This is a genomic window from Trichococcus sp. (assembly GCF_049684335.1).
In the GTDB taxonomy this organism is placed as follows: domain Bacteria; phylum Bacillota; class Bacilli; order Lactobacillales; family Aerococcaceae; genus Trichococcus.
On record NZ_JBAVFV010000045.1, the window covers coordinates 48103 to 70958 of the forward strand.

At 44.7% G+C, this 22856-nt stretch carries 22 protein-coding genes and 1 tRNA gene; 5 read left to right on the top strand and 18 right to left on the bottom strand.

From position 1 onward, the window contains the following. Window positions 1-3: 3 nt before the first annotated feature. The 17 genes from flgK to WBM30_RS08170 all read right to left on the bottom strand — a co-directional run bounded on the left by flgK (window position 4) and on the right by WBM30_RS08170 (window position 16803). Complete coding sequence (gene flgK / locus WBM30_RS08090) at window positions 4-1527, bottom strand: flagellar hook-associated protein FlgK (RefSeq protein WP_424900227.1); 1524 nt, start codon at window positions 1525-1527, stop codon at window positions 4-6. Window positions 1528-1542: 15 nt separating this feature from the next. Continuing rightward, window positions 1543-1914: a hypothetical protein gene (locus tag WBM30_RS08095; RefSeq protein WP_424900228.1), complete on the bottom strand. Its 372-nt coding sequence runs from the start codon at window positions 1912-1914 to the stop codon at window positions 1543-1545. After that, window positions 1911-2204: a flagellar biosynthesis anti-sigma factor FlgM gene (gene flgM / locus WBM30_RS08100; protein ID WP_424900229.1), complete on the bottom strand. Its 294-nt coding sequence runs from the start codon at window positions 2202-2204 to the stop codon at window positions 1911-1913. The genes WBM30_RS08095 and flgM overlap by 4 nt, the downstream gene beginning before the upstream one ends. A 163-nt stretch (window positions 2205-2367) precedes the next feature. Then, a complete protein-coding gene (gene fliY / locus WBM30_RS08105) occupies window positions 2368-3429 on the bottom strand; it encodes a flagellar motor switch phosphatase FliY (protein WP_424900230.1) in 1062 nt (353 codons plus the stop codon). Then, window positions 3430-4422, bottom strand: coding sequence for a flagellar motor switch protein FliM (fliM, locus tag WBM30_RS08110; RefSeq protein WP_424900231.1), 993 nt, complete (start codon window positions 4420-4422; stop codon window positions 3430-3432). A 2-nt stretch (window positions 4423-4424) separates the two neighbouring features. Next, window positions 4425-4838, bottom strand: coding sequence for a chemotaxis protein CheW (locus tag WBM30_RS08115; protein ID WP_424900232.1), 414 nt, complete (start codon window positions 4836-4838; stop codon window positions 4425-4427). Window positions 4839-4851: 13 nt separating this feature from the next. Then, window positions 4852-5211, bottom strand: a complete 360-nt coding sequence (locus WBM30_RS08120; protein WP_107995669.1) for a response regulator — start codon at window positions 5209-5211, stop codon at window positions 4852-4854. A 2-nt stretch (window positions 5212-5213) separates the two neighbouring features. Further along, window positions 5214-5819, bottom strand: a complete 606-nt coding sequence (locus tag WBM30_RS08125) for a chemotaxis protein CheC (RefSeq protein ID WP_424900233.1) — start codon at window positions 5817-5819, stop codon at window positions 5214-5216. Beyond that, window positions 5812-7872, bottom strand: coding sequence for a chemotaxis protein CheW (locus WBM30_RS08130; protein ID WP_424900234.1), 2061 nt, complete (start codon window positions 7870-7872; stop codon window positions 5812-5814). Before WBM30_RS08130 ends, WBM30_RS08125 begins: the two co-directional genes overlap by 8 nt. Before the next feature lie 41 nt (window positions 7873-7913). Then, on the bottom strand, window positions 7914-8684 hold the full coding sequence (locus WBM30_RS08135) for a CheR family methyltransferase (RefSeq protein WP_424900235.1): 771 nt from the start codon (window positions 8682-8684) through the stop codon (window positions 7914-7916). After that, window positions 8685-9704: a protein-glutamate methylesterase/protein-glutamine glutaminase gene (locus WBM30_RS08140; RefSeq protein ID WP_424900236.1), complete on the bottom strand. Its 1020-nt coding sequence runs from the start codon at window positions 9702-9704 to the stop codon at window positions 8685-8687. Between the two features lie 20 nt (window positions 9705-9724). Next, window positions 9725-10207, bottom strand: a complete 483-nt coding sequence (locus WBM30_RS08145) for a chemotaxis protein CheD (RefSeq protein ID WP_424900237.1) — start codon at window positions 10205-10207, stop codon at window positions 9725-9727. 34 nt (window positions 10208-10241) lie between these two features. Then, window positions 10242-10685: a chemotaxis protein CheW gene (locus tag WBM30_RS08150; protein ID WP_424900238.1), complete on the bottom strand. Its 444-nt coding sequence runs from the start codon at window positions 10683-10685 to the stop codon at window positions 10242-10244. Between the two features lie 187 nt (window positions 10686-10872). Then, window positions 10873-12630: a methyl-accepting chemotaxis protein gene (locus WBM30_RS08155; protein WP_424900239.1), complete on the bottom strand. Its 1758-nt coding sequence runs from the start codon at window positions 12628-12630 to the stop codon at window positions 10873-10875. A 152-nt stretch (window positions 12631-12782) separates the two neighbouring features. Then, window positions 12783-14153, bottom strand: coding sequence for a CHAD domain-containing protein (locus tag WBM30_RS08160; RefSeq protein WP_424900240.1), 1371 nt, complete (start codon window positions 14151-14153; stop codon window positions 12783-12785). Between the two features lie 197 nt (window positions 14154-14350). Further along, a complete protein-coding gene (locus WBM30_RS08165; protein ID WP_424900241.1) occupies window positions 14351-15733 on the bottom strand; it encodes an MATE family efflux transporter in 1383 nt (460 codons plus the stop codon). 251 nt (window positions 15734-15984) lie between these two features. Next, a complete protein-coding gene (locus WBM30_RS08170; RefSeq protein ID WP_424900368.1) occupies window positions 15985-16803 on the bottom strand; it encodes a MurR/RpiR family transcriptional regulator in 819 nt (272 codons plus the stop codon). Between the two features lie 146 nt (window positions 16804-16949). On the opposite strand from WBM30_RS08170, the gene WBM30_RS08175 reads away from it, so the two are divergent. Then, window positions 16950-17639: an N-acetylmannosamine-6-phosphate 2-epimerase gene (locus tag WBM30_RS08175; RefSeq protein WP_424900242.1), complete on the top strand. Its 690-nt coding sequence runs from the start codon at window positions 16950-16952 to the stop codon at window positions 17637-17639. Window positions 17640-17651: 12 nt separating this feature from the next. Beyond that, complete coding sequence (locus tag WBM30_RS08180) at window positions 17652-19160, top strand: PTS transporter subunit EIIC (protein WP_424900243.1); 1509 nt, start codon at window positions 17652-17654, stop codon at window positions 19158-19160. 77 nt (window positions 19161-19237) lie between these two features. On the opposite strand, the gene sstT is transcribed toward WBM30_RS08180, so the two are convergent. Beyond that, entirely contained in the window at window positions 19238-20458 is a 1221-nt protein-coding gene (gene sstT, locus WBM30_RS08185; protein ID WP_424900244.1) for a serine/threonine transporter SstT, read from the bottom strand. A gap of 218 nt (window positions 20459-20676) precedes the next feature. Between sstT and WBM30_RS08190 the strand changes: the two genes are divergently transcribed. The 3 genes from WBM30_RS08190 to WBM30_RS08200 all read left to right on the top strand — a co-directional run bounded on the left by WBM30_RS08190 (window position 20677) and on the right by WBM30_RS08200 (window position 22830). After that, window positions 20677-20766 (top strand) — tRNA-Ser (locus tag WBM30_RS08190). Window positions 20767-21228: 462 nt separating this feature from the next. Further along, on the top strand, window positions 21229-21900 hold the full coding sequence (locus WBM30_RS08195; protein ID WP_424900245.1) for a class D sortase: 672 nt from the start codon (window positions 21229-21231) through the stop codon (window positions 21898-21900). 12 nt (window positions 21901-21912) lie between these two features. Beyond that, window positions 21913-22830: a hypothetical protein gene (locus WBM30_RS08200; protein ID WP_424900246.1), complete on the top strand. Its 918-nt coding sequence runs from the start codon at window positions 21913-21915 to the stop codon at window positions 22828-22830. Window positions 22831-22856 lie beyond the last annotated feature (26 nt).

Below are 22856 nucleotides of genomic sequence, written 5' to 3' on the forward strand. Positions count from 1 at the left end.
GTTTTATACCCCCATCCGATTGATTAAAGTGTCCAACATCTCGGAGGTGACGGCCAACACCTTAGCGTTCGCCTGAAATGCACTTTGGAATTTCATGATGTTCACAACCTCTTCGTTGATGGAAACACCGGAAATGGAACTCTTTCTTTGCTCCAGGAAAGAAACCACTTCATTTTGGTTTTCCATCATGAAGTCGGCCTGTTGCTTCGAAATCCCCACTCGGGTGATGATATCATTGTACGCATCCGCCGTAGTCGTGCCATTGGGCTGCGCTGTAATCTTCATCGTGTCCGCATCAAATGCGAGCGGCTCTTCCGAAGCGTAGCTGAGCGCGGCTGATTGGATGTCGGCAATGGCGCGCGCCCGGGTGCCGTCACCGGCTATCTGGCCCGTTAGCGATTTGCCTGAAACAATCTTGCTTGGGTCTTCCGTGATGGCGGCATTCACTTTGAAGTTGGAAATGACCTTATCCGGATTATCGCCCAAATCAAAAAAGGGAATCCCGGTTCCATTGTCGCTATGAATCAAATTGACCGCTTTTGCCACAGTCGAGACCAGTTGGTTCAGTTCCTGGATGCCCCGGTCGATTTCGACCAGTGCTTCTTGGGAACCGCTGATGTGGCCGCTCTTGCTGGATAGCTCCGTAAACTGGGCAGACCCGTCTTCAGCAGTTTTCTGCAGCAACAACGTTCCGGCTGGGAAAGCTTCGGATGATTCGACCGTTTTCGAGGTACTGCCGTTGGTCGAGATGCGCGTGCCGTCTCCGGAAGTATCGCCGATTGCTACACTCAACACTTGGCGCTTATTTGCTCCAAGAATTTCTTCACCATCAATGCTGATGAACGTCCGTTGGTAAGCATCCGTCTTCACTTCCACCGAGGTGATTCCTGAGAGTTCCCCCACCAATTGATCCCGTTGATCCAATAATGTATTCGGCATTTCACCTTTTGTGACAACAGAGAAAATTTGCGTGTTGATTGATTCCAATTGCTCGATTTTCGTGTTAAAGTCCAAGACCTTCTTTGAGATCGCCTGAATAGTTCCTTCCTGAAGGCTGTCCAATTGCGCGCCCATATGCGAGACCGTATCTGTCAGCGTCTGCGCCTGTTGGCTGACCATCGTTTTGGAGGTGGTCAATTCGGGATTGTTGCCCAAGTATTTCCATGATTCATAAAATTCGGTCAGTTTATTGTTCAAACCCGTTTCGGAAGGCTCGTTGAAAACCGACTCCAATTGGCCTAATACATCTGCTTTCTGCGTGAATTTTTCCAAGGAAGCATTTTCTGTGAAAGATTGCTTCACCAGATAATCGTCAACGATCCGTGTGACGGATTCCATGCGCACGCCTGTGCCGAGTTGGCCAACGCCGGAAAGCGTATAAGGGTTGCTGGCAACCAAATTCACCCGTTGTCTGGAGTAGCCATCCGTATTGGCATTTGAAATGTTGTTGCTTGTTGTCTGCATTGCCGCCTGAGCTGCGCTCATGCCGTTCGTTCCTGCATTTAATATGCCAAATAACCCTGCCATGATAACCTCCTTTCCTTACACTGATTGATTGAACAGCCCTGCATTTTTGGAAGGGGACAGTTGTCCTTTCTTGGAGTATGTCCGGGAGCTTTTTTCCATCCCAACCGATAAAGCATGCAAAATGCTGTCATGATAACTGATTGCTTGTCTTGTCAATAACACGTTGCATTCCTGCAGTTCCTTTATTTCGCTTACTTCCCTTTCGATGACAACACGGTTGCAGCCTTCAAAGGACGCTTCCTCCAAATGAAATAAAAAAGCTTGTTTTTCGGTGACAATGTTTTCGAATGCAGCACTATCATTTGCCATCAAGGCTTCCTTTTCACGTTTCAAGGTTTCTTTGAGATCCATCAATAAAGATAAGCCCTGTTGTCTCGTTTCCATCATTCCGAGCCAGCTCCTTGTTCTTCCATTGCTTTCATCATGTTTGCAGCAATTTTTTCGGCACTCACTTTATATGTACCGTTTTGGATGGCTGCTTTTATCTCTTGGGCTTTGGCGCTAGGGGCGCTATCGATTGACTTTTCAGCTAAGCGCTTCGCTTCTTCTGAAATCTCGACTTTTGCCGCCGCCTCATTTGCTCTTGGTTTAAGCGGTTCAGCCTTGATTGTTTCTTTATGTGATGTGTCCTTTTGGATCGCTTTAAGGTAACTGTTATAGCCGTTGCCGATTTTCATGCAACTCACTCCTTTTTACTGGTTAGTATGTATCTATCTTATTGTATCCACATCACTATTGTCGACCTCTTTCCTGAAAAGTTAAGTCAAAATCCAGAAAAAGCCCAAGGAATGATTGATAAAAAAGAAAGAAAGCAGCGCCTCTTTCCAAAGGCGCTACTTTCTATAACGTTGCGATGCGTTTTTCCTTGCTCAGAATGTTTGTGATGCGGATACCAAAGTTTTCATTGATGACTACAACTTCGCCTTCAGCGATCCGCTTACCGTTCACATAGATGCTCAAAGGTTCTTCCGTCAGTTTGTTCAGTTCCACAACGGAGCCTGTACCTAACGAAAGGATATCTTTGATCGTTTTCTTGCTTTCTCCCAGCATCACACTGAATTCCAACGGAACATCCAATATCAGCTCCAAATTTTGCGGAAGATGTTGTTTATCGGATTTATGCAATTCCTGAAAAGCTGGTTTTTGAATCGGAACCACATCAGCTTCAGCCTGCAAAGGAGGCTGTGGGCGACGCTCTTCTTGCTTTCGTTCCACTGGCGCAAGCACTTCTCCTTGATCCGCCAACATGATTTCGGAGATTTCTTTGACGGCATCCATCGTGAACACTTGCATGATTTCACTCTGCAGAATGCCTTCAACTTCCAATTGGAAAGCAATTAGGCATACATCCGAATGCAAGTTTCCAATACCTATGTCGACATTCAAGTTGTCTTTATCATTAATCAAATGAACTTCTGGAGGCAAAATATCGATCATTTTCCCCAGCATGGTCGCCATGGCCGTTGCGGAAGAACCCATCATCTGGTTCATTGCTTCACCGACCGCACTCAGTTCCAATTCCGTTAATTCCGAACTGGTTACTTGGCCGTCTCCGCCCATCATCAAATTGGCAATAATCACTGAGTCCTGCGCATCCATCAACAAGAGATTATTCCCTGTCAAACCTTTTTTGAATCCGATTGAGGTAACAATTTTAGGCTTAACTGCAGCATCTAACACCTGACGGATACTTTTGACGGATACTTTGGGCGTTGTGATGTATACTTTATGACCTAAAATTTCGGACAAGGTCGTAGCCGCTTGGGACATAGAGATGTTCCCGACTTCCCCGATGATATCGCTCTCCATTTGGCTGATGGTTGTGGATGTGGCAACTGGCGTTTGGGTTAATTCACTCATCATGCGATCGATTTCTTCTTGTGTTAGTTTTTCCGTGCTCATTTAATCCATGTCTCCTCCGATATAGTGTAATACCTCAACCGCCATTTTGTTTCCCAGTACACCAGGTTTCACCAAATAACTTGGCATATTCTCGATGGACATGACCAATGGCTCATGTGTGGGTTTATCCAAGGTGATGATATCACCCAACTCTAATTGTAAAAAACTATCCATCGATACGTTCGTCTTCCCAAGCAAAACCTCTACGGACACCGGAACAGATTGGAGATTTTTAGTCAAGTTGTCTTTGTCTGAAGGATCCGTCATACGGCCTGAATGGAACCAATTGCGAAAACTCAATTTGTCCAACATGCTCTCAAAAAAAACATACGGAATGCACAGATTTATGAATGTCTGGTCCTCCAATAATTCAATGATGAACGTAGTCATGATGACAGGTTCATTGGGTGACATCGACTGCAGCAGCTGTGCATTCGTTTCCATTGATTCCATTTTAACGTTCAACTCTACGATATCTCTGAAAGCTAACTGTAACGCGTGCCCAAAATTGCCGACCACTTCTTCCAAAATGGCGATCTCGATATCTGTAAAGCTGTCTTTGCCGTTTCCTGAATCAGATAGTCTTGTATCCGGGCTGCCGCATAACAATTGCAATAACTGCAGACAAACTTGAGAATTAATCTCGACAATCTGCATACCTTCTTGTGGTTCTGATCGGAATAGACCCATCAAAGTAAAGTAAGGAATAGAATGCAAAAACTCATCAAAACTGATTTGTTCGATCGAAGCAACTCGCAGCGACACATTTGAACGTACTTGAGTTGTTATTAAGTTACTTGCAATCTTAGCATATTCTTCGAGCAACATCGTTAGAGTCGTCATATATTCTTTCGAAAGCCGGGCCGGCCTTCTGAAATCATATGTCTTAATCTTAACGGGCTCCGCTACCTCTACTAGTTCAGTGTCAATTTCTCCACTTTTCACACTTTCCATCAACAAATCTATTTCCTGTTGAGATAGAACTTTACTCACGCTTACCCCTCATTTATAGAAAATAATGCTTCCATACTTATTAAACTGATCATTTTGTTGTTTAATCTGATGATGCCTGCTACTTCCTTTGCATTCGTGTAGTCAGTCATTTGTATATCGTGTGAATCAATTTCCGAGACAGATTCAACAGAGTCCACCGCAAAAGCAACTTTTTTATCGTTGTTCTTCAAAATGATGATACTATTGTAACACAGTTCTTCTGTTTCACTAGTTTTACTAAGTAATTTATACAAATTAATCAAAGTGATGGCATTCCCTCTGATATTGATCAATCCTTCCACCCAGTAAGGGGCTTTCGGCACATGAGTAGAAGGCATTTCCTTGACTATTTCTTCGACATCTTCAGTAGGTATAGCATAATACTTTTCTTTTAAAGTAAAGACGATTATTTGCATGTTGCCCTCCTGATCAAATGACTTTATCCAATGCTTTGATGACGCGATCTGTATCGAAAGGCTTTACGATAAAGTCCGCAGCCCCTGCTCGAATGGCATCCATTACCATACCTTGTTGTCCCATGGCGCTGCACATAACCACTTTCGCGTTTGCATCAATCACCTTGATTCCTTTTAATGCCTCAATCCCGTCCATTTCCGGCATCGTAATGTCCATCGTTACAATCTCAGGACGAACTTCTTTGTATTTTTCGATAGCTTCAATGCCATTCTGTGCTTCTGCTACGACACTGTATCCATTCTTTTCCAGAATATCCTTCAGTTTCATCCTCATAAATGCTGCATCATCAACAATCATTACACTTTTTGCCATAATCAATTCTCCTTTTCAGTTGTGATTCCATTTAATAATTCATCTAAAACGCCTTGCTTTGGGATAAAATACAAGGATGCATCCAGGCGTTCTCCCAAATAAGAAAATTCATTCTTTATGATGAAAAGATTTTCTTCATAAACACCTTGCTCCATGTAGATACTGCTGATGATCGCGCCAAACATGTCTTCTATCATGAAGGGGATGCCTGTCGTCACGGTCACATCAAACACTTGCGAGATTGCATTCAAAAAGGTGTTGACGATAATATTGACCAGTTCGATAAAAGCGGACGCGGCCATTTCATGATCACCCTGTGTCTCACCCAGCATCAAAGACACCAGTTTGTCGGCTTCATCATCCCTGATCACAAACAAAAACGCGCCTTCCAGTTCTCCATGAATCATCGTAATGGCAGCATTCACGCTGCTCTCGTCGGACATGATCCCTTCAAACAATTCGGAATAGTCCATCGTTTCCACTAACGGTACCGTCATTACGACAGGGTGATTGATCAACTGTGATAGACTTGTCGCTGCATTGCCTCCACCTATCGAAAAAAACTCGGTTATGATGTCTAATTGCATCTCTGTATAATCTTTATACATAGACAGCCACATTTCTTTCGTTGCATACTGCGGTGATATCCAAAATCAAGATGATATTCCCGTTCCCCATAATGGTGGCTCCCAAGTACTTGTTGATATTTTTCAGCTCTTGGCCTAGTTCTTTAATGACAATTTCCTGTTGCCGAATCAGATTATCCACTGCTAAAGCGTACAGACGCTCATCAATTTTTACGATTATCAGATAAGGTTTCTCTTCCACTCCGGTATGAATATCCAAACTATCCTGCAGGCGGACGACCGGAATCGTCTCGTCTTCAAAATAGTATACCTCACCGGTGTGCGTCTGGACAATCTCTTCCGGTTCAGGACGAATCACTTTTCTGACAACCCCCAGCGGCAGCGCAAACTGCTCCGTTCCAACCGTAACAAGCAATGCTTGGATGATCGACAACGTCAGCGGCAAACTCATCCGGAAGGCGGTTCCTTTATCGACTTCACTGATGATCTCAATCGTACCGCCCAGCTCATTGATTTTCTGCTTCACAACATCCATGCCAACGCCCCGTCCGGAAATGTTGGTCACATTTTTTGCAGTGGAGAAGCCCGGATGGAAAATCAATTGTTGGATTTCCTTATCGGATAAATGGTCGGTTTCGATCCCTTTTCGGGCAGCACTTTCTTTGATGACTGATGGATTCACCCCTTTGCCATCATCGGAAACTGTCAAGAACACTCTGTTCCCTTCCTGGTATGCCGTTATCCGGATCGTCCCTTTTGGGTTCTTCCCTTTTGCGGTTCTGGCTTCAGGCGTTTCTACTCCGTGGTCCACAGCATTCCTCAAAAGATGGATGAGCGGTTCACCCAGTTCTGATACGACTGTCTTATCCAATTCCGTATCATCGCCTTCGATAACCAAATCAATATCTTTTTCAAGCTCGTTGCTCAAATCACGGATCATTCTGCCGAACCGATTCGTGACAACACTGAGGGGCTGCATGCGGATTTTGAGCACCAATTCCTGGAGATCCGTCGCAATCCGGCTAACTTGTTCCAATGGCTCCCGCAGTTCGGACCTTTGTAGATCCTCGTTGATTTCTTCCAAACGTGTACGATAGATGACCAATTCCGACACAAGATTCATAAAGGAATCCAATTTTTCGATATCAACCCTTATCGACTGATTCATCGAGTTACTATGATTCGGGGCTTGTTTCTGCTTAGCTATAATTGTTGCTTTTATTTCTGTCTCTGCATTGTGTTCATCTGCTTCTGGATGAAGTACTGCTTCGACGACAGCATTCTCTGCGTTGAGGTCCTCTGCCGTTATTTCGTGAATGACTACGCCTTCTATTTCACTGGTTTCCAGAATCTGTTCTTTGACAGCCGTTTTTTCTGTCTTAGTCAGGTAGACGATGGTGAACTCATTCCCAAAATCTTCATTTTCCATCGTCACAACATCGGGATCGGAATAAAGAATATCTCCGTTCTTCTCCAGTTTATTGATGACCACATAAACTCTGGCATTCTTCATCATGCTGGTCTCATCGAGCCTGACCTTGATAAATAATGCATGGTAGTTTTTCTCGTGGGCATCGCGGATGACCGAAATATCTGATGAATCAAGTTTTTCCAATGCAAAATTTGAATCATCAATTATCATCTTGTTTAAAGTGGGTTCGCTGACTGCCTCATCCTTTGGTTCTGCTTTTTTGATTGCCAAAAGATTGTCCAATTTATTTTTGAGCGTTGCAGTATCTAGCTCCCCTTCATTCCCAGTTCTCAGATCTTCTACAATGGCGGAGAGCATATCAAGACAATCGAAGATCAACGTAACGATCCCTTCATCTGCAGCTAGCTTGCCCGTTTTGAGCAATTCAAACACGTTTTCCATTTTGTGCGTCAATTCCGCCATGGTTGTATAGCCCATAGTAGCCGCCATGCCTTTAAGTGTGTGCGCTGAACGGAAAATCTCATCCAAAATACTTACTTTTTCCGGATCATTTTCCAGTTCCATCACTTGATCATTCAAATTTTGCAGATGTTCATCCGTTTCTTCAAAGAAGAGTTCCCTGTACTTACTATTATCGTCCATTGAATCACAGCCTTCCTCTCGTAGTCCTCTGATTTGCTTATTTACATCTTTTCATATAAAAATGCAGCTACTTTTTTTAATCCGTATTGTTCAGGTTTGTATACAGACTCCGTAGCCCCTATAAAGAACAATCCCCCGGGTACTAACGAATCCGCGATATTTCGGTATATTTTTTCTTTTACTTCATTCTTGAAATAGATTGTGACATTTCTGCAGATAATGGCATGGTAGCCTTTTTCGTAGGGATCCAGAATCAAATCATGTTTTTTGAAATGAACCGTTTTTTTGATGTCATCCGACAACACATACCGGTTGTTCTGCTCGGTAAAATAGAGTCTTTTTTCCATGGGGGGAACGTTCTGTACTTCCAATTTGGAGTACGTTCCAGCCTTAGCTTTTGACAAAATGGTTTCGTCTATATCTGTGGCGATTATCTTGCTGTTCGCAGTCAGCTTATTTTTTTTCAGAATCATAGCGATCGAATAAGCCTCCGCTCCCGTCGAACAGGCTGCACTCCATACTTTCAAGGCTTTGAATTTCGAGGAAAGTCTATTGATGAAGACTTCTTCAAATTCCTCAAATATTTCCTTGTTGCGATAGAATTCCGTCACGTTGATTGTGATGTAATCCAAAAAACTCTTTTTTATATTTTCATCGGTTTCAATCATTTTGGCAAATTGCTTCAAATCGGTTGCTCCGGATTTTTTCATGATCGTCTCAATCCGTCTTTGTAATTGCCCTTCTTTGTAGGCTATCAAATTCAAATGCAACGTTTTTTCTGACCAAGCATAAAACCAGTTAAAGTCCAACATTTAGTTCCTCCCGCCTAGTACTTGGTTTAGCGCATCTGTCAATTCTTCCAGATTGACTACTTCGTCGATCACCTTATTCTGGATGGCATTGCCGGGCATGCCAAAAACCAAGGAAGACTCTTTGTCCTGAGCGAAGGTATATCCTCCATTAGTCTTTATTTTCTTTAGACCTTCCGTACCGTCTTTACCCATACCGGTAAGCACAACCCCGATCAGGCGGCTCCCGTAACTTTCGGATGCTGAGCTGAAAAGATGGTCGACAGCTGGCCTCACACCATGAATTTTATCGGCTTGAGACAGTTGGATACGGCGATTTTTCACCGTCATATGATAGTCTCCCGGTGCTACATAGGCTTTTCCACCCTCAACCGGCATGCCGTCGTAAGCCTCAATTACCTTTACTGGCGAAACCGCGTCCATGCGTTGCGTAAATGATGCAGTGAACCCCTTTGGCATATGCTGCACTATAAAAATGGGCACATTGATCCCTTCCGGCAAGTCCTTCATCACTTGCAAAAGCGCCCTTGGCCCGCCGGTTGATGCCCCTATCACTAAAGCCCGCACTGCATTTGGGCGGGATTTAGCTGGGATCGATCCCTCATCATTGATCCGGAGAGCGGTCATTTCTTGGGTTCTGTTGAAGAACTGTTTCATGACAAACTCAATTTGTTTTTTAAAAGACTCCCCTTGATTCCTGATGTCTGCAGGCTTTTCGATAAAATCAATCGCTCCAGCTTCCAACGCTTCAATCGTAATTTCTTTGCCGCTCAGGGAGCTCATCATCATCACGGGTATATCGTAACTCGCTTTGATGACCTTCAATGTCTCCAGACCATTCATTCCCGGCATTTCAATGTCCAACGTGATCAGATCCGGATTAAACTGTTTTATTTTTTGAAAAGCTTCTTGGCTATTCCTTGCTGTTGCGACAACATTCAGCCCATCAATTTCCGATATTTTCTCTTTTAATATCTGCCGCATGAATGCTGAGTCATCCACTAATAAGATGTTTATTTCCATTACTGTTCCCCCGTTGAACGTCATAAATCAAAAACTTCTCGATTCCCCATCCTAACTTTCACTTCCAGCGTGTGAAGGTCGAAGAACATAGATCTACCCATTGAGCCTCCCGTATGATTTGCCAGAATAGGGATTCCTTGTTGTTTAAGAATGGTTTCAACAGCCGCTACGTTGCGTAACCCGATATTCGCTTGAGGTGTATTCAAAGAGTTTTTGAACATGCTTGAGCCCCCAGCTATTTTCGCAACTAACCTTCTTTTTGGTGTTTTTTTGGCAAGTTCCGAAACCATATGCGGAATGGCCAAATCAGCAAACTTTTCGATTTTTTTTTCCCCATTGAACATACTGCTGTCCGGGAGCATAATATGACTTAATCCGCCTACGCGCGTGGTTGGATCATAAATCGCTATGCCTACACATGACCCTAGTCCGATGGTAAATAAGGACTGTGGTGCTTCCCCGATCTTGTAATCAGAAATCCCGACCTTTAGTTCCTTCTCCAAAGTACGTAATCAACCCCTTTTTGAACTTAACCCGTTATCCATTTAACGCAGCTAACTCTTGCATGCCATCAGAATGGAATAAAGCATTGATGTCGATATGGATGATGATGTCTGTATCAGTCTTGAATAGGTGCTCGATATATTGGACTTTATTTTCGAGACTGCCGTTTACGGTCGGAAGTTCTTCATCGAATTCACTGACTGAAACGACACTGTCCACTGCAATTCCAAATCTCAGTTCTTTGTCCGACACCACAATGATTTTGGAGTGTTCCGTAATCTCCATATCGTTATCGAAGAGCCGCTTGCTCAAATCGATGATAGGCATTGTGGTCTCAGCGTATTGGATAACACCACTGACGTATGGTGAAGCTTCCGGAATTAGTGTTAGCTTTCCTAATGGTAATATTTTCTCAATGATTTCAATTGGAATGGCGAATTGCTGTTGGTTACAGATAAACACGATAAATTTTTTCATGATGTGACTCCCATCAATTTTTTGGTATATGATTCATACTATTTATGATTCTGGTATTCTTATCTTAATCGGCAGACTTTTGAAATTATTTAGTCCTTCTGCATAATTACAGTTCTTCATAAAAAGTAAAAGAGAGGCAACCGTCTTATTAAGAACAGTTGTCTCTCTTTTATAGGAATCAATTTTATTACTGAAATTTAAAATGGTTAACAATCGCATGCAGCATTTCTGCCAACCCAGAAATCTGTTCAGAATTGATTGATACTTCCTCCATGGAACTGTTGATTTGCTGTGTAGCAGCGGAAGTCTCTTCGACACCAGCTGCAGACTCTTGGGAAATGGAAGCTATTTCCTCTATCGCCACACTCATACTTGCTGTATTTTCAGTCAAACTGGACATTTTATCGGAAACAAGCAGAATATTCTGAATCATATCATTTAATGAATTTTCCATTTCATTCAACATATCTGTTGTTCTTTGAATTTGTTCCGCTCCTGCTTTAACCTCCGTATATCCTTGCTCCAAAGATACACTCACATCTCTGGACTCGCTCTGAATCTTCCCGACAAAGCCAGTAATGTCTTTTACAGAAACTGCAACTTGCTCAGATAATTTTCGGACTTCATCCGCAACGACTGCAAACCCTCTACCATGTTCCCCTGCTCGGGCTGCTTCTATTGCTGCATTTAGAGCAAGAAGATTGGTCTGATCCGCTATATTTTGGATCAATCTCACTAGCGTGGTGATTTCTTGTGTTTGGAATTCCAAAGATTGCATTTTGCTTACAGCTTGCTTCATGATTGTTTCTATTTTTTCCATTTGTTGACTTGACAGATTCATCAACTGTTCACTCTCATTTGATTGATCGATCACCTGACGGGAAGCATCTGCAATAATCAAAGAATTTTCGTTAACGGCTTTGAATTCTTCATTAAAGGTTTCCATCACATTTGCAAGTGCGCTAGCATTGCTTGCTTGAGCCTCGGACCCCGTTGCCAATTCTTGCATGGTTAAAGCAACTTGCTCAGATCCAATTTTCACTTCATTTGCAGATTGAGTCAATTCTTCACTATGACCTGCTAATTGTTTAGATGAATCCAGGATATTGACAACAATTGCAGTTAATTGCTCATGCATTGTATTGGTTGCAATTGCCAACTCAGCCAGTTCATCTCGGCCTGATATTTCTATCGGTTCGACATTTAACCTACCATCAGCAATTAATCCCATACGCTCCTTGATCAGCTTGATTTTGCTGGAGATTTCATTTGAAAGCACGAATGCAATAACGATACTCATAATTACAGCAGCCCCAGAAAGTAAAACAACCAGCCTCAGCGAATTTTGGCCTCTCGCGATGATTGCTTTTCCATTTTTATCGATTGTCTGAACTTTTTGTTCAATCATGGTGCTTACAGATTCGATTTGCTCTCGAACGGCAGGATCCGCAACGTTCACCATAGTAAGTACTGCTTCTTCTGTATTACCCGCTTGATAAGATGTAAGAACCTCTGATTCCATTACTTCTGCCCATTGGTCATTCGCTTCAAATAACGCGGCTACTTCTTTTGAATTGTCTACAGCCAGTATTTCTTCTTTAGCAGCATTGCTCTCTTCACTAAATTGTGTAAACATATCTTTGAAAGCCACATCTCCGGTCATCAAGTATGCCCGCGCTACTGCTATACGTTGGGAAATCAGAAATTTGAACTCTTCCCCGCTCTCTAAAACAATAACATCCTTTTCAATAATGTCCTTTGTATTATCGTTGATTTCTTTCGTCGTTACGTAACTATTGATTCCTAAGACTGCTATCAAAGTAATGATAGTGAAGTACCCAGCTAACAATTTTATGCGGATACTTTTAAAATTCAATAGTTTTGACAGATTTATTTTCTTACTGTTGCTCATGATATTACTGATAAAAGTTTCTCTTACTTCCAAATTTCCCACTCCCATTTCTATGATGCTTCTGTTTGCCTTTTATGTAATCGGTATCTTTTTGATTTTGTTTATATCTGGATGGATATTTTATTGCAACAAAAAGATCCATAACCCGTAACAGGTATGGACCAAAGCAACTATTCTTAAATTTTTCAATCCGCTTCGTCGGCCAGGATAGCTTCCCTGCGCTGGAATTGGTGTTCGCTGAGCTTTCTGAAGTGGTGCTGCAAATCGGGATCATCGGTCTTATCGGCCATCTCCAAAAGCAGGTGCCCATTGATGTCGAGGTCGCAGAGCGTACCGAGTGCGGTCTGCACTTTCTTCATCTCTTTGATAGTGTCCTTGTCCTTCTCTCCCAGGATCGGTGCGAGGTAAGTCGCGGCATAGCGCAGTTTTTTGGCGTTGATGCGCAGGCAGTGGGTCTGTTCATGGTTTGAGAAATCGACTTCTTCCCACTTGCGCATCAGGCGTTTCTTCATTTTTTCCAGTTTTTTGATTGTCGCTTTTTTCTGCTGTTCATCATCCAGACTGATGGATTTCAGGAAGTGGGCTGTTGCTGCTTCCGCATCGAGGATGCGTTCGGTGAGGGCACCGCTCGTGATCAATTCATGAATGCTGGCTTGTTCGCCTTGGCGTTCTTTCATCAACCAAGTCATGACTTGGCCATCCTCGGCAAGCATGTCCGGATACAACCCGCGTAGCTCACGGCACTCTTCCATCAGCACATCCAGCTCGCGTAGGTATCCGAACGTAGTGGCGATATCCCGCCAGTCTTCGCCCGCTTCCCGGTAATATTTCTCTTCACCGTTCGCTTTGTTAAAGTTCAATAGCGCCCGCAGTTGGCGGATTGCGACGCGCAGCGCATGCGCCGATTCCGGCTCGACGGGGTCTTGCTTATAGGTGGAATAGGCGTGCTGAATCCCGGCTATTTGTTCGTTGATGATACCGGCGTACACCGTGTCTTCCCCATCGCACGGGCCACAATCAGCTCCCCCTTCATGCTTGTCAGCCGCATGTTTTTTATCGGCGGCATCTTCATGTTTGCGTTTCGCCGATTCGCCTGGCGCCAGGAGCCACTCCAGATTGCCGATTGGTTCTGCGGTCATGTCGACTGTAAAGAAGGCGACTGCCCCTTTTTTAAACGGAATCGCAGCACCAATCAATTCTTTCGTCCAGATGCTCATGTAAGGTTCGTGCCCGACAAGCGCCAAATTGAAGCCATCATCCTCCTGTTTCAACGCCTCCATAAAAGCGGCAGAATCACCGGTCTCCAAAAATTCTTGCGGTTGGATCACTTCGACGGCAGTGGCTTCAGCCACCAATTCAGCAGTCTGACGCGCCCGGACCAATGGGCTTGTCCATATCTTCAGGTTTCCGCTCTCAATCAATAAGGGTGCGATGTCGGGCAGGAATGCACTCAGTTCCTCTACGCCTTCGTCCGTCAGTTTTCTGTAGAAGTCATCCCCTTCCGGTGTGCGCTCCTCCGCGATTCCATGCCGAATCAGTATCAGTTGTCCTCCCATACTGCTCATCCTCCTTTATATTGGCCTCTTCATTACGGCTAACAGATCACACTTTGTAACCGTTCTCTCATTGGATAGTATACCATTTTTCAGCAAAGCATGTGAAAAAAATCCCCCTCTTTTTCAGAAAGAGGAGGACAAATTGTAGCTTGTTGAATTTTTGGAGGACGAACAGATAGCTCTTTCTCTTGGTCTATTTACGCCAGTTTCATCTTTTTCCATTTTCCTGAGCGGAAGCGCATCGCAATCAGGAACCAACGGATGATCTGATCCAACATAACGGCCAGCCAGGCACCGAGGATACCCAGTCCGAGCACCTGAACGAAGAAAGTGGCGGCTGCGACGCGGATGATCAAAATCCCAAGGAAAGTTGAGATGAGGGGAAAAATCGTATCCCCGGCCCCACGCAATGAACCCGCGACGATCAGTTGATGCGACTGGAAAGGCTGCGTGATAGCAGCAACCCGGATGGCAATTGCGGCATTCCTGATGATCTCCGGATCGCTGGAATAGAAGCTGACGATGTACTCGGCGCCGAAAAAGAAAGCCACCCCGAGGATTGCACCCCACAGACTGCCGATTTTACCGGTCCGCGAGGCATATTTTTCGGCCAGATTTGCGTCACCGGCACCCAATGCCCTACCGACCAAAGCGGACGCCGCAATACCGAAGGCTTGTCCGAGCGTGAATGACAGGGACAGGATATTCATGCCGATGTTATGGGCGGCAAAGACGACGGTCCCCAAGCCTGACACTATCTGGATGAACAGAATCATCCCAGATCGCAGCGCCAGTTGTTCCAGTGCTGAAGGCAGTCCGATTTTCGCCAAACTTTTCATCGTTTTCATCGAAAAGTGGAAAGGATGCGCGAAGGAAAAATTTAGCTTGCTCTTGCCGGAACGCAGGTAACGGATCAGCAGGAAATTCGCCACAAGATTGGCGATGACGGTCGAAATCGCCGCGCCCTCGATGCCCAAAGCAGGAACCCCGAAAAGTCCATAAATCAGCAAGGCATTGCCGATGACATTCAGGAAATTCGCTTGCAAATTCACGCCCATCGGAATCTGTGTTTCGCCGATCCCGCGCAAGGACCCGGAAATGCTGAAGTTGAAGGATTGCAGCAAGTAACTGATACAGATAATGCGGAAATAGAGCCTCCCGACTTCGACCGTATCGGGCTGCGCACCCATAAAGGACATGATCTGATCGGAATAGACAAAGGCGGCCAGGGCTAATGGGGCGGAAAGGATCATGCTGATGATCATGACATGCTTCATGACGTTTTCCATCCGGTCGTGTTTTCCGGCTCCGAAGTAACGGGCGATCAAGGCTGTGCCTCCGATGTTCAGCGCCTGTACTACGGCCAACCCGAGGAACAGCGGTTGGTTCGTCACGCCGACCGCCGAAACGGCCGCCGCGGCATAGGCATGGTCTGTGATGTTCCCTAGCATCATCATGTTGATCATCCCGAACAACGAACTCAAGACCAGTTCGATCAGAACCGGCCACGCGATGTTCATGATTTCCTTGTTGATCGGACTTTTCAGCTGTTTTATGTCCGTTTGCTTCTCTTCCCCCATAATCAACCTCCTACGACTCGTGCTCTGATGCAAAGTACCGAACACTCACTTATCCATCCTCATTCTTTCTTCAAGTATAGCATATTTTTGAGCAACTATTCTTCTCAAAAATTTCTGTTCAACAAAGTGTCACAAACGACCTGTTCCCTTCCATCCATGCAAAAATAGCGCGCCTGCCCATAATATAATTACACTATAGGCTGCGTCGCTAGTGACTGTTTCAGAGACAAGTGGATGATGCCGCTGCAAAATTAATCCAGTATTTTATCAATAATGGAACGCAATACTTTTTCCCGTAATTCGACCGTTTTGATTTTATTCTTAATTTCATATCCCCGCACCAGAGTCTCCGAAATGTACAATTGTGAAATTTTCCCGGCCAGCGATCCTCCATCAAAAAATTCCTCATTGGCGGTTTGCAGGACAATGTCACCCAATTCAGCAATAGGCGAGGATTTGAAATTGGTGATGGCAATAATAGGTGTATGATTTTCTTTGGCTATTTTCAAAGAATCGTGGATATCCTTTGTACGACCGCTCAAAGAGAAACAGATCACGAGATCTTCCGGTCCCAGCAAGGCTAAGGCATGGGCTTGAAAATGCGGATCAACGATATGGTTCGCATGCACCCCTACCCGGAGCAACATCTTTTCCAATGAAGAGGCCGACAAGCCACTCGATCCAACTCCAATGATGTATATCCGTTTGGCTTTGGTGATGGCTTCGATTGCTTGCAAGACCACTTCCGAATCGAGCAACTGCCGAGTCGATTCCAAAACTTTGATTTGGTTCTCCAAAATTCGGTCGTAAAATTGATGGTCATTATCAGCTTCATACTGACTGGTGAATTCCTCTTTGGCGATGGCGATTTTCAAGTCAGAAAAACCATTAAACCCAATCTTTTGGGAGAAACGGATAAGAGTAGCATCTCCTACCTTCACCGCTTCGGTTACATCCTTCATTGTTTGATACACGGCTTGTTCTTTGTTGGTCAGCAAATAATCCGCAATCCTTTTCTCGGATTTCGTCAACGCATGGTATTTTTCTTGGATCAGGTGAGCTAGTCCCATAAAGTCAGTCTTTTTCATGTTTATGTCTCTCATTATACACGAACTTTTATAAATGCAAATTCCCTATTTACAAACATGAAAGCGTATGCTATATTTCATTTACGGAGATAAACTCCGGAATAAAATAAATAACGGAGGAAATATCCATGAATAAAGAAGCATTCATCAAGCAAATCCGTGGCGGCATCATTGTTTCTTGTCAAGCGCAGCCAGGAGAACCTTTATACACCGAAGAAGGCGGCATCATGCCTTTGATGGCTCTTGCAGCTGAACAAGCTGGTGCAGTCGGCATTCGCGCTGAATCGGTACGAGATATTCGTCAAATTCAGGAAAAAGTTGATTTACCGATCATCGGGATCATCAAACGTGATTACCCTCCTCAAGCGCCATTCATTACGGCTACCATGAAGGAAATAGATGAATTGGTTGAAACGGGGGTAGAAGTCATTGCATTGGATTGTACCTTGAGGGAACGCTATGATGGCAAAACAATCAATGCCTTCATCAAAGAAATCAAGGAAAAATATCCCGATCAATTGTTCATGGCGGATATCTCCACTTTTGAGGAAGGCCTCAATGCTTTCCAGGAAGGAATCGATTTTGTCGGCACAACGCTAAGCGGTTACACTGAGGAAAGCACCTCACAGGATGGGCCGGATATCGCCTTGATGAAAAAACTGGTGGAAGCCGGTGTGGATGTCATCGCTGAAGGTAAAATCCATACGCCTGAACAAGCTAAAGCAATCCAGGAATTGGGTGTTGTGGGAATCGTCGTAGGAGGGGCAATCACACGGCCAAAAGAAATAGCAAAACGTTTCATTGACAACTTAAAATAAGGAGTGATAAACATGTTTAAAAAATTCTCTCAAATCGGAAGAGCCATGATGCTCCCGATCGCCATTTTACCTGCTGCCGGTCTCTTGCTTGGTTTTGGTGGCGCATTGACCAATCCAAGTACATTAGCTGCTTATCCTTTCCTTGATATTGGCTGGTTACAAGTGATCCTGAGCATCATGAGTTTTGCCGGAAATGCCGTCTTTGCCAATTTAGCGCTCATCTTCACCATCGGGGTCGCTGTCGGTCTCGCGAACGGAGATAAAGGGACTGCTGGTTTGGCCGGCGGTGTGGGTTACGTTGTTTTCGTCGCAACCATCAGTGGTTTTCTGCAATTATTTTCCGCAGAAGGTGCTTCGATCGACACTGGGGTTGTTGGTTCAATAGCTGTCGGAAGTACCGTTGCCTTCCTGCATAATCGTTATCGTAAAATCGAATTACCGCAGTTTTTGGGTTTCTTCGGAGGCTCGCGTTTTATTCCGATTGTAGCATCATTTGCAGCTATCATTCTTGGGGCATTCTTTTATCTGATTTGGCCACCGATCCAAGGCGCACTGACATCCGCCGGTACAGCCATAGCAGCTATGGGCAGTTTTGGAACCTTTTTATATGGATTTTTGCTTCGTTTGACAGGCGCGGTCGGTTTGCACCATACCATTTATCCGCTGTTTTGGTATAGCTCTTTGGGCGGAACCGAAGTTGTAGCGGGTGAAACCATTGCTGGTGCCCAAAACATCTTCTTCGCGCAATTGGCCGATCCAAATCATACAGGTCTTTTCACTTATGGAACGCGTTTCTTCGCAGGTCGTTTCGCTACAATGATGTTCGGTTTGCCGGCTGCTTCTTTAGCAATGTACCACTCCATTCCGAAGCAGAACCGCCAAAAAAATGCCGGTCTGTATTTCAGTAGTGCTCTTACTTCATTCTTGACCGGTATTACCGAACCACTTGAATATATGTTCTTGTTCGTCGCACCTTGGTTGTATGTGGTTCATGCCTTCCTTGATGGTGTTTCCTTCTTCGTTGCTGACTTGTTGAGCATCCGTATCGGAAATACTTTCTCCGGTGGACTGATTGACTTCTTGCTGTTTGGTCCGTTGCAAGGCAATGCCAAAACAAACTGGATATGGGTGATCCCGATCGGAATCGTTTGGGCATTGATTTATTACTTCGTATTCCGCTTCTTCATTACGAAATTCAAAGTAATGGTGCCTGGTATGGATGAGTCAGAATCTGACGCAAGCGTTCCGCTTACAGCTTCCGGCAAGGCTTCTACTTTGAATGATGAAGCGCATATCATCATTGAAGCATTAGGAAATGAAGCAAATATCGAATCCGTCACTGCTTGTGCAACCCGTCTGCGTGTTTCCGTTAAAGATGGTTCAATCGTTGATAAAAATTCCATCAAGAATCTCGGAGCAACTGCTGTATTCGAAGTTCAAGGCGGCATCCAAGCTGTATTTGGCGGCAAGGCAGACTTGTTGTCACAAGAGATCAATCAAATTTTAGGGACAGAAGACTGATTCAAATATTAATTGACCATAAAAAAACCACTGATCCGAAATGGGATCAGTGGTTTTCTTTGCTGTACGGTCTTCAATCAGGCTTTGATGCCTTCCTTGCGTCGTTTCGCGAATTCTGCAGTCGCAGTGAAAAGGACATCTGTTGATGAGTTAAGGGCTGTCTCGAATGAATCCTGCAGGACACCGATGATGAAACCGACGCCGACTATTTGCATCGAGACATCGTTCGGGATGCCGAACAGACTTGCTGCCAAAGGAATAAGCAGTAGAGAGCCACCGGCAACACCCGATGCCCCGCATGCGCTGATCGCTGCCAGGATACTAAGGATGAAGGCTGTTGCGAAATCCACAGGGATATTCAAGGTATTGACCGCTGCCAAGGTTAGGACGGAAATCGTTACCGCCGCACCGGCCATATTGATTGTCGCACCAAGCGGAATGGATACGGAATAAGTGTCCCTGTCCAATCCAAGGTCCTCACACAGCGTCATGTTCACGGGAATGTTCGCAGCAGAGCTTCTTGTGAAGAAAGCTGTGATGCCACTTTCTCTCAAGCATCTGAAGACGAGTGGAAACGGATTGGAACGGATATAGATGTAGACGATGATTGGGTTTACGACCAATGCGACGAACAGCATACAGCCGATCAAAACAGCAAGCAGTTTTCCATAGCCCAACAGAACGCCGATTCCACTTGTCGCGATGACATCGAAGACAAGTCCCATGATCCCTAAAGGAGCAAAGGCAATAACGATCCTGACCATTTCCGTCAGCGCATCAGAAACATTGGACAGCATCAGCTTTGTTGAAGCTGCGGCATTCTTCAGGGTAAAGCCGAGCATGAGAGCCCATGACAAGATGCCGATATAATTGGCATTGTAGAGCGCCTTGACCGGATTGTCCACGACGTTCAGAAGCAGTGCCTTCAGGACTTCCACTACCCCGCCTGGAGCTGTGACATCCTCGGCTCCGGCCCCCAATGTCAAAGTCACCGGGAAAATGAAGCTTGCGACCACTGCTACGAGTGCCGCCAAGAATGTCCCTAAAAGGTAGAGCACGATGACAGATTTCATGTTTGTCTCTTGGCCTTTTTTGTGTTGCGAAATCGCGGATGCAACCAAGAAAAAGACCAGCATCGGCGCGATTGCTTTCAAAGCACCGACAAACAGCGCTCCAAAAATAGTGATCGGTTTTGCTGTATCCGGAATAGTTACGGCAAGAATAATACCTATTATCAGCCCAGCGATGATACGTTTGACAAGGCTCAGCTTGTACCAGTGATTCAATAGTTTATACAATTCAAATTCCTCCTGATGTATGTAAAAAATTACAATGAAATGAGTACATAGGGTTCCATATTACCATAATTTAATCCCTCGCGGAAGAAAACCGTTCAATTTCCGGTTTAGCGTAATACTTCAACAGGTCCCCTTCCCAGAAATGTTTCTGCTTTTTTTAGTACTTTTTGAAAAATATTCTTTTCTGATTGTCCGAAAAGCGTTATAATATCATTTATGGAGAATTACTCAAGTCCGGCTGAAGAGGACGCACTCGAAATGCGTTAGGTGTCGAAAGGCGCGCGGGGGTTCGAATCCCCCATTCTCCTTAAAAAATTTTAAATATTTTCTGATCAAAAGGCCAGCACTCCCGAAAGGGGTGCTGGCCTTTTGTTTTTTTGAAATAAACATGTTCCCTCTATTTTATGTTGACTTGGAGTCCACTTCAAGTGCTAGTTTGACCCAAATGATGGGATGCCACGGATACCAGTACTTCCTTACTTTAAGGCTTAAAAATGCTGTTGTAGCAAGGTTAGTAATAGTCATTTGATACTGTATGAATTATTCAGTTGGGCTATAGCCTAATAAGATAATTTAGGTAGAAGTCGTTTATAGTCCTATATGACTATAAACGGTAGGAATCATGATATCCATGGAATAATATCATTACATTTGAAAGTAAAACGTCATTTTCTGTTTCATTTTATTTTTCAACAAATACCAAATAGAGGGAAATCATTTTTTGATAAAATAGCATGCTCTGCATGACCTAAAATGAATGGAGTGGAATGATGGGAAAAAAAATAAGTCAAAAGAATCGGGCAAAGCGAAGTAGGATCGGTATGCTGATTGGTATCCCGGTACTGCTCTTCGTATCCGGCATTACGCTGCTTTCCTTGGCTTTTTTTGATAATGTCTCCTACGCTTTTTACATGTCGCGGATGTTTTTCCCGCAGGAAGTCGCCATTGCTCAGACGAATCTGAGCGACAGCAGCACGGTTGTGGAAGAGACAACCACAACGACCCAACTCTCATTCCCGAAATATGGGGATGAATACGGGACGCTGCGCGTGGATGCGGCAGGCATCGTCTCGCCTGTTTTCGTCGGCGACGGTGCAACCCAATTGTTAGATGGTGCCGGCCAATATTATGGTTCCGTTTTTCCGGGGGATATCGGAAACACCGTCATCACCGGGCACACCAATTCGGTCTTCAAGACGCTGGATGAAGCGCAGATCGGTGATGAAATCCGCCTGGAGCTGACTTACGGAACCTACGTGTATGAAATAAGCAACATCGAAATCAAGAGCAATACCGACGAAAGTATTCTGGCACCTTCCGAAGAGCAAATTTTGACTTTGTACACTTATTATCCTTTCGACTACATCGGTAACACACCTGACAGATATGTCGTGACCGCAAAATTGGTCGAAGGTAAGCCGCTGTCGGAAATCAATTTTTAAAGGAGGAACTTGATGCGAAAAATAAAAAAAATTGGCAGAGTGATCCTCAGCTTTCTCCTGATGTTTGTAGTGATTGCCTTGATCGGAGTCATCTTCATGAAACAGGTGCTGATGAGCGCAAGCGCCCTCAATCAGCAGTTGGAAGACAGCTCCTATTACACTCAAATAGAGGAAAGCCTGTCCGCTGAATTCAAGACGTTGAGCTTGGAAACGTCCGTACCTGAGGAAATCTTCGTGGAAGCCGCGATGGACCAATATGGCCTGCAACAGCTTGCCCGCACGAACAATGAACAAGCACTCAACTATCTGATTGATCCTGGCGCAACTTACGCAACCACGATCGATCGCAGAGTATTTGTGGAACCCGTGACGACTTATGTTGAGAGTTATGCCGCAGAGCACAACCAGCCATTCGATGAAAGCTTGCAAGCGCAGACGGATACTATCATTGAAGAAGCCACCGCCATTCTCGGTAGCCACACTACCTTGTTCAATCTGGATCACGTCATTGCCTACCCGCAATTCCAGGCCGGACGGAAAATGCTGCAAATCGTTCTTTCGTATTTCTATCTCGTCCCGTTGACCTTCTTTTTGATTATCGGGGCGCTCATCGTCTTGAACTGGAAACTGCCTCACCGCTCCTTGATCTGGATCGGCAGCGGCTTAGTTTCCGGATCTGCCTTCGTCATCATCCCTGCAATCGTAGCATTGAGTCTTGAAGTTCCGCAGCGCATCACTGTTTCAACGGATTATATCAACACCGCCCTGCGCACGTTGGTTATGCATTACACTACATTTTTATTGGCCGCCGGGGCACTGGTCTTCTTTTTGGGGATAGCTTGCCTTGTTGGCTACAATATGATCAGCAAAGCCAAGCGAACGACCTACCGCCAAAATCGCGAATATGGGACCGAAATGGACCAATACTGATTCATCTTCGGAAGACAGATGCATGG